General features: G+C 62.6%; 6 protein-coding genes. All 6 read left to right on the top strand.

From position 1 onward, the window contains the following. Positions 1 to 313: 313 nt before the first annotated feature. Positions 314 to 1,372 carry a porphobilinogen synthase gene (gene hemB / locus U9R81_RS14890; protein ID WP_322496218.1) on the top strand — a complete coding sequence of 353 codons (1,059 nt, stop codon included), beginning with the start codon at positions 314 to 316 and terminating at the stop codon, positions 1,370 to 1,372. Positions 1,373 to 1,433: 61 nt separating this feature from the next. Next, positions 1,434 to 2,504, top strand: a complete 1,071-nt coding sequence (gene hemE / locus U9R81_RS14885; RefSeq protein ID WP_322496217.1) for a uroporphyrinogen decarboxylase — start codon at positions 1,434 to 1,436, stop codon at positions 2,502 to 2,504. Further along, a complete protein-coding gene (gene hemL / locus U9R81_RS14880; RefSeq protein WP_322496216.1) occupies positions 2,501 to 3,817 on the top strand; it encodes a glutamate-1-semialdehyde 2,1-aminomutase in 1,317 nt (438 codons plus the stop codon). Before hemE ends, hemL begins: the two co-directional genes overlap by 4 nt. A 296-nt stretch (positions 3,818 to 4,113) precedes the next feature. Then, on the top strand, positions 4,114 to 5,022 hold the full coding sequence (gene hemF / locus U9R81_RS14875) for an oxygen-dependent coproporphyrinogen oxidase (protein WP_322496215.1): 909 nt from the start codon (positions 4,114 to 4,116) through the stop codon (positions 5,020 to 5,022). 217 nt (positions 5,023 to 5,239) lie between these two features. Continuing rightward, complete coding sequence (gene bchN / locus U9R81_RS14870) at positions 5,240 to 6,517, top strand: ferredoxin:protochlorophyllide reductase (ATP-dependent) subunit N (RefSeq protein ID WP_322496214.1); 1,278 nt, start codon at positions 5,240 to 5,242, stop codon at positions 6,515 to 6,517. A gap of 12 nt (positions 6,518 to 6,529) precedes the next feature. Beyond that, a partial coding sequence (locus U9R81_RS14865; protein ID WP_322496213.1) for a ferredoxin:protochlorophyllide reductase (ATP-dependent) subunit B occupies positions 6,530 to 7,995 on the top strand: 1,466 nt, incomplete at its 3' end.

The raw sequence follows: 7,995 nt of genomic DNA, 5'->3' as shown, positions 1-7,995 counted from the left end.
CCGGGGGTGGGGGCACTCCCCCCCCTCCCGCTAGGGTTGAAGAACGGACAGAAATTTGGTCGAGTACAACGGTTGATCGCTGTGCAATAGCTCAAAGCTTAGTTCTGCACTCCCCTCTCCCGCGTCAGTGGGAGAGGGGCTGGGGGTGAGGGCCAGCAGCCCGCGCAGCGGGCTTCGTAACCCTAGCCCGGCTCTTCAGGGCCGGGTTCTGGATCAGATGTTCTATCCACCCTTGAACCCGCTGGCTAGGGGTGGGGGCCAAGAAAACGTCACATTGTACGGCTACAGTTCTCTGAAACCACGGAGTGAACGCATGGAAACGCTCTCGTCACGCACGCCGGTCACGAATGGCATCGCCAACCACTTGCCTACGCCGGTGCAACGCCCGCGCCGGCTGCGCATCAGTCCCGCCCTGCGCGATCTGGTGCGCGAAACCCGGTTGACGTCTGCCCAACTGATCGCGCCGATCTTTGTCCGCCACGGGCGCGATCTGCGGGTAGCCATTCGCTCGATGCCCGGCCAGTACCAGATGTCGCCCGATCAGGCCGCCCGCGAGGCGCGCGAGCTGGCCGAACGCGGGATTCGCGCGGTGCTGCTGTTTGGCATCCCTGCCCACAAGGATGCCTGCGGCAGCGAGAACGCCGATCCCGATGGGATCGTGCCGCAAGCGATTCGGGCGATTAAGGATGCTGTGCCCGGCATGGTCGTGATCAGCGATATGTGTTTCTGTGAGTACACCGATCACGGGCACTGCGGTGTGCTCAATACGCCCGACCGCAGCGATTTCCAACCGCAGCTCGGTGAGGGCTATCTGTTGAATGATCCAACTCTTGCCCTGCTGGCCGAGGCGTCGGTAGTGCATGCCCGCGCTGGAGCCGACATCATCGCGCCGTCGGGCATGATCGACGGGATGGTGGCCACGATCCGCGCCGCGCTGGACGCAGCCGGTCTGAGCCATACCTCGATTATGAGCTACGCTGCTAAGTATGCCAGCGGGTTCTACGGCCCCTTCCGCGATGCCGCCGAAAGCCCGCCCCAGTTCGGCGACCGCAGCCAGTACCAGATGGATCCGGCCAATGCCCGCGAGGCGCTGCGCGAAGTCGATCTCGATGTGGCCGAAGGCGCCGATATTCTGATGGTTAAGCCGGCGCTGGCCTACCTCGATATCATTCGCCAAGTGCGCGATCGCCACACCCTGCCGCTGGCCGCCTACCAAGTCAGCGGCGAGTACAGCATGGTCAAGGCGGCTGCCTTGCAAGGCTGGCTCGACGAACAGCGCATCGCGCTTGAGACGTTGACCGCCATTCGCCGCGCCGGAGCCGATATGATCATTACCTACTGGGCCAAAGAGGCGGCGGAGTGGCTGGGTTAAATGGGTACTGTTAGGCAAAGACAAGCGTTCACTGCGGTCATTCTGAAACAGTGAGGAGTCTATGCGAGATCGTTTTCTGCGCGCATGCCGCCGCCAACCGGTTGATCGCACCCCGATTTGGCTGATGCGCCAAGCGGGCCGCTATATGCCTGAATACCGCGCCGTGCGCGAACGCTACGGCTTTTTGCAGATGGTCAAGACGCCGGAAGTGGCCGCCGAGGTGACACTGCAACCGATTCAGGCCTTTGGGGTGGATGCGGCGATCATCTTTGCCGATATTTTGCCCCCGCTTGAGGGGTTGGGCTTCCAGCTCACCTATGAAAAGGGTGAGGGGCCGGTGATTCACAACCCGATCCGCCAGCCGCGCGCTGTCGCTGCCCTGCATAGCAGCGATCCACGTGAGACGGTCGCCTATACGCTCACCGCGCTGCGGCTGGTGAAGCGCGAATTGAACGGTTTGCCGCTGATCGGTTTTAGCGGCGCGCCCTTTACATTGGCCAGCTACGCCATCGAAGGCGGCGGCTCGAAAGAGTATCGCTTGACCAAGCGCTTTATGTATGAGCAACCGGCGGCATGGCACGATCTGATGGAACGGCTCAGCCAACTGGTCGCCGAGTACCTGATCGCGCAGGTCGAGGCCGGCGCCGATGCGGTGCAGATCTTTGATAGCTGGGCCGGTGCGCTCGCCCCCGCCGACTACCGCGACTTTGTGCTGCGCCATACCCAAAACGTGGTCGCAACCGTCCGCTCTCGCCTCGGCGAAGCTGCGCCGCCGATTATCTACTTCGGCACCGATATGGCCGGCCTCGCCGGCGAATTGCGCCGGATCGGGGCCGATGTGCTCGGCGTCGATTGGCGGATCGACCTCGATGTGGCATGGGCGCAGTATGGCTACGAGCACGCGGTGCAGGGCAACCTCGATCCCACGACGCTCTTTGCGCCGCGCGAGCTGATCGCTGCCCGTGCCCGCGAGATTTTGCAGCGCGCCGGCGGTCGCCCCGGCCATATCTTTAACCTCGGTCACGGCATTCTTACCGAGACGCCGGTCGATCACGTGCGCTATCTGGTCGAGTTCGTGCAGTCGTTCCCCTTGCCAGCCGAAGCGCCTGCGTTACAGGAGGTTATGCAATGAGTGTCGCCACCGAGCGCTACGCTCGCTCGCAAGCCAATTTCGCCGCTGCCCAAGCCGTTATTCCCGGCGGGGTCAATTCGCCGGTGCGCGCCTTCCGTGGCGTCGGCGGCACACCGATCTTTTTCGATCGCGGTCAGGGTGCGTATGTCTGGGATGTGGATGGCAATCGCTACATCGATTACGTGCTCTCGTGGGGGCCGCTGCTACTTGGCCATGCTCACCCCACAGTCGCGCAGGCCATCGCCGATCAAGCCCAGCGCGGCACCAGCTTCGGCGCGCCGACCGAACTCGAAACCGAGCTGGCCCGGCAGGTGATCGATCTCGTGCCGTCGATCGAACAGATCCGTTTTGTCAACAGCGGTACCGAAGCCACTATGAGCGCCTTGCGGCTGGCTCGCGCCGCCACCGGTCGCCGCCTGATCGTCAAGTTCACCGGCTGCTACCACGGCCACGCCGATATGCTGCTGGTGCAGGCCGGCAGCGGCGTCGCCACCCTCGGCCTGCCCGATAGCCCCGGCGTGCCGCCTGCCGTCGCCGCCGAGACGATCACCGTCGAGTACAACGATCTCGATGCGGTCGCCAACCTCTTCGCTAACCGCGGCGCTGAAATCGCTGCCGTTATCATCGAACCCATCGCCGCCAATATGGGGTTCGTCCTGCCCAAACCCGGCTTCCTCAGCGGCTTGCGTGAGATGACCCAGCGCCACGGCGCCATCTTCATTCTCGACGAGGTGATGACCGGCTTCCGCGTCGCCCCCGGCGGTGCGCAGGCACTGTGGGGGCTTGACCCCGACCTGACCTGTTTGGGCAAGGTGATCGGCGGCGGTTTGCCGGTCGGCGCGTATGCCGGCAAACGCCAATATATGCAACTGGTCGCGCCGGCCGGCCCGATGTATCAGGCCGGCACCCTCAGCGGTAACCCGCTAGCGATGGTCGCCGGACTGACCACCCTGCGCACTGCCTTCGCCAACGATGGCGCTGCATTCGAGCAGGCGGTCACGCTGACCACCAATCTCGCCAACGGCCTGCGCGAGCTCGGTGAACGCTACCGCATCCCGTTGCAAGTCGGCAACGTGGGCACGATGTTCGGCTGCTACTTCCTGCGCCATCCTGATGCCCAGATCACCAACTACGCCGAAGCCAAGGCCAACGCTGATACCCAGCGCTATGCCCGCTTCTTCTGGGCTATGACGGAACGCGGCGTCTATTTGGCGCCGTCGCAGTTTGAAGCCGGATTCGTCAGCACGGCTCACACCGTCGCCGACATCGAGCAGACGCTGGCCGCCGCGGAAGAAGCGTTCGCCCAACTATAACCAACGCCGAGGCGCAAAGGGTTTGTGGAAGCCACCAGCACGTCTCGCCGCGCCGCAAGCCGGCGGTGCAACCCAAACCCTTTGCGCTTTTGCCTGACCCGTAACGGGATGAACATCACAACCAACGCATGCCATATCGAGACCAAACCGGCTATGCGCTCAACCACCATCACAACCCTTTGCGCTCTTTGCACCTTTGCGTTCATCCCTTTGCGCCCTTCGCGTCCTTTGCGCCTTTGCGTTTACCCCTTTGCGGCTTTGCTTGCTTTGCGTCCTTACGTCAAAGGAGACGACCAATGACCATCACCGACACTCGCTTGCTCGTTCACGATCTGATGCGCGCCGGCCAGCAAAAACTCTGCGCCGCATTTGAAGCGACTGACGGCCAGCAACGGTTCGCCGAACAGAGCTGGGAACGGCCCGGCGGCGGCGGCGGCACGGCCCGCGTCATGACCGAAGGCGCCGTCTTCGAGCGCGCCGGCGTCAATGTTTCAGCCGTTTACGGCGAAGAGGTGCCGCCGAGCATTTGGCAACATCGCCCCTCAACTCGCGGCCAACCCTACTTCGCCACCGGCATCTCGATGGTCTTGCACCCGCGCAATCCCTATGTACCAGCGTTTCATGCCAACTTCCGCTACTTCGAGGCCGGCGACGATTGGTGGTTCGGCGGCGGCATGGATCTGACGCCGAGCTATGGCTTTGCAGAAGACGCCCGCCACTTTCACGTCACCCTGCGCGACTATTGCGCCCGCCATCCGATCGCCGACTACCAAACCATGAAGGAGACCTGCGACCGCTACTTCTTCCTCAAACATCGCAACGAAATGCGCGGCATCGGCGGCATCTTCTTCGATGATCTCCACCCAGACGGGCCAGACGGCTTCGAGCGCGCGTTTGCGTTCATCAGCGATGGCATCACCACCATCCTCGACGCCTACCTGCCGATCGTGCGCCGGCGTATGCACAGCCCCTACGGCGAGCGCGAACGCTCGTGGCAGCTCTACCGGCGCGGCAGGTACGTCGAATTTAACTTGATCTACGACCGCGGCACCCTGTTTGGCTTGCAAACCAACGGCAACATCGAAGCCATCTTGATGTCGCTGCCGCCGCTCGCCCGCTGGGAATTCAATTACCGGCCCGAACCCGGCTCGCCTGAAGCGGCCATGGCCGAATTCCTTAAACCGCGTGATTGGGCATCCCTGTAACGACGCACGGCGGCGCGGCTCCGGCAAGCCGCACGGTATGCGGCTCCATCAAACCGCGCGGCGGTACATCTTTGTGGCGCTACATATCAATCGCTGTTCCATCCCATGCACCAATTTTGCACGGGATTTGTTTATACTTCACCTTCTTGCTTTTTATGCTACAATGTTATTAAAGTCAGTAGTTCCAAATCGGTACTACACCGTGCGAGGAGGCGCTATGCATAAGGCGAGCACCATCCGCGAGGATGGCCTCTATCACTCGTTCTGCGGCTTAGTTAGCGTCGGCTGGCTCTACCAGAAGATCAAGGATAGCTTCTTCCTCATCCTTGGCACCCACACCTGCGCCCACCTGCTCCAAAATACGCTCGGCGTGATGATCTTCGCCCGCCCGCGCTTTGCCGTCTCGTTGCTCGAAGAAGCGGATCTCAGTTCGTCGCAGCCCGATATTTCAGCCCAAATTGAAGAGATCAAGCGCGAGCACCATCCCTCGGTGATCTTTTTGCTCTCGTCATGCACGCCTGAAGTGATGAAGGTAGAGTTTGAAGGGTTGGCGGCCTCGGTCAGCACGCCCGAAGTGCCGGTGCTGTTCGTGCCCGCTTCCGGCCTCGACTATACCTTCTCGCAGAGCGAGGATTCGGTCTTGCAGGCGCTCATCCCGTTCTGCCCGCCGGCCCCGCCCGAAGATAAGCGGGTCGTCTTCCTCGGCTCGGTCAACGACGCCATCGCCGACGATTTTTCGCTCGAAGCGACCCGGCTGGGCATTCCGGTGGCTGGGTTCTTGCCCGCCAGCCACTTCCACGAATTGCCGCCGATCGGGCCGGGCACGATCATCGCCCCGCTCCAGCCCTACTTGCACAAGACCGCGACCCAACTGCGCAACGAGCGCGGCTGCACGGTACTCTCGTCGCTCTTCCCGTTTGGTCCCGACGGCACCCGCCGCTTCTGGGAGGATTTGGCCGCCCAGTTTGGCATGAAGGTCGATCTGAGCGATCGCGAAGCCGCCGCGTGGGAGCGTATCAAGCGCCATACCGATCTGTTGCGCGGCAAGAAGATTTTCTTCGCGAGCGATACCCTGATGGAGCTGCCGCTGGCCCGTTTCCTCAAGGCGTGCGGCGCTGAGGTGGTCGAGTGCTCGACTCCCTATATCAACCGCCGCTTCCACGCCGCCGAGCTGGCAGCGCTTGACGGCGTGCGACTGGTCGAACAGGCCAATTTCCATCGCCAGTTGCGCACCATCGCCGAAACCAAACCCGATCTGGTTATCTCGAATATCATCACCACCAACCCGCTGGTCGGCCAAGGCGTGGTCGCCAAGTGGGGCACCGAGTACTGCTTTTTGCCGATTCACGGCTGGGCCGGCGTCAACGCGCTGGTGACATCCTTCACCCGCGCCCTCGAACGCCATGCCAAGCTCGATCCGCTCGGCTCTGATCCGATCTGGTTGACCGGCATGATGCCTAGCTCCCCCGGTGGCGTCATCTCGTTGCAGTCATAGAGGAGATGATCCATGCGTCTAGCGTATTGGATGTACGAGGGCACGGCCCATCACGGCGTTGGCCGGATCGCCAATAGCATGCGCAATGTCCACGCCGTCTTTCACGCCCCACAGGGCGACGATTATGTCAATGCAATCTTCACGATGCTCGATCGCACGCCCAATTTTCCGGCCATGACGACTAGCGTGGTCAGCGGCACCGATCTGGCCCGCGGCACGATCCGCTTGCCCGATACGCTCAAGCAGGTAGAAGAGCGCGTTCGTCCCGATTTGATCGTGGTGGTGGCCTCGTGCTCAACGATCTTGCTGCAAGAGAATCTCGAGATTGCCGCTAAGCATGCCGGCTTGCAGTGCGAGGTGATGGTCTACGACGCCAACCCCTACCGTATGCAAGAGATACTCGCCGCCGAGAGCCTGTTTACCGATCTGGTCAAGCGGTTTGCCCAACCCCAACCCCGCACTCCCCGCCCGACCGTCAATATTCTCGGCCCGGCCTCGCTTGGCTTCCACGCCCGCCACGATCTGATCAGCCTGCGCCGCATGCTCAAGACGCTCGGCATTGAGGTGAATGTGGTGGCGCCGTGGGGAGCGACGATTGACGATCTGCGCCGCTTGCCGGCAGCGTGGCTAACCATCGCCCCGTACCGCGAGCTAGGCTTGCGCGCCGCCACCTACCTCGAAGAGCAGTTCGGCGTGCCGGCCCTGCTCGATGCACCGATTGGCGTCCAACCCACCTTGCGCTGGATCGATCGCCTGCGCGAGATGCTGGCCCAAGCCGGGGCTAACGTGCCGATGCCGCCGCTGACCGCCTTTTCGCTCGATGGGATGTCGGCCCCATCCGCTGTGCCGTGGCTGGCCCGCACCGCCGATATGGATAGCTTCTCTGGCAAGCCGGCCTTTGTCTTTGGCGATGCCACCCACGTGGTCGGCATCACCCGCTTCCTCAGCGACGAAATGGGCATGCCGATCGCTGGAGCCGGCACCTACGTCAAGCATCAGGCCGATTGGGTGCGCGAGCAGTTGGCCGGCTATGTCGATGATCTGCTCGTGACCGATGAATTTCAGACGGTGGCGGCCCGCATCGCCGAGCTGCGCCCTGAATTGGTCTGTGGCACCCAGATGGAGCGCCACACCTCGCGCCGCTACGATCTGAACTGTATGGTGATTTCACCGCCGACCCACATCGAAAATCACCTGCTCGCCTATCGCCCCTTCCTCGGTTTCGATGGCGCCGATGTGATCGCCGATGAGGTCTATACGACCTGTACGCTCGGCATGGAGAAGCACCTGATTGATCTATTTGGGGATGCTGGACTCGATCTCCCTGAGCAGGCCAAAACCGCTGCACCGCCTGAGCCGGCGCCAGTGGCAGTCGCCGCCGAGAGTCCGAAACCGGTCAATGAGCCGGCGGTCGCAACAGTGGCTGCACCGGCTGCGGTCGCCGCTCCGGCTACGCCGGTGCCGGTCGCTGCTCCCGC

Origin of the sequence: Chloroflexus sp. (assembly GCF_034435895.1) — a bacterium.
Classification (GTDB): Bacteria; Chloroflexota; Chloroflexia; order Chloroflexales; family Chloroflexaceae; genus Chloroflexus.
Note: the sequence above shows the minus strand (reverse complement) of the source record. Positions and strands in the feature narration are given on the sequence as shown.

Coding starts and splice junctions, on each gene's coding strand:
- hemB (WP_322496218.1), top strand. CDS start 314: ATGGAAACGCTCTCGTCACGCACGCCGGTCACGAATGGCATCGCCAAC.
- hemL (WP_322496216.1), top strand. CDS start 2,501: ATGAGTGTCGCCACCGAGCGCTACGCTCGCTCGCAAGCCAATTTCGCC.
- hemF (WP_322496215.1), top strand. CDS start 4,114: ATGACCATCACCGACACTCGCTTGCTCGTTCACGATCTGATGCGCGCC.
- bchN (WP_322496214.1), top strand. CDS start 5,240: ATGCATAAGGCGAGCACCATCCGCGAGGATGGCCTCTATCACTCGTTC.
- hemE (WP_322496217.1), top strand. CDS start 1,434: ATGCGAGATCGTTTTCTGCGCGCATGCCGCCGCCAACCGGTTGATCGC.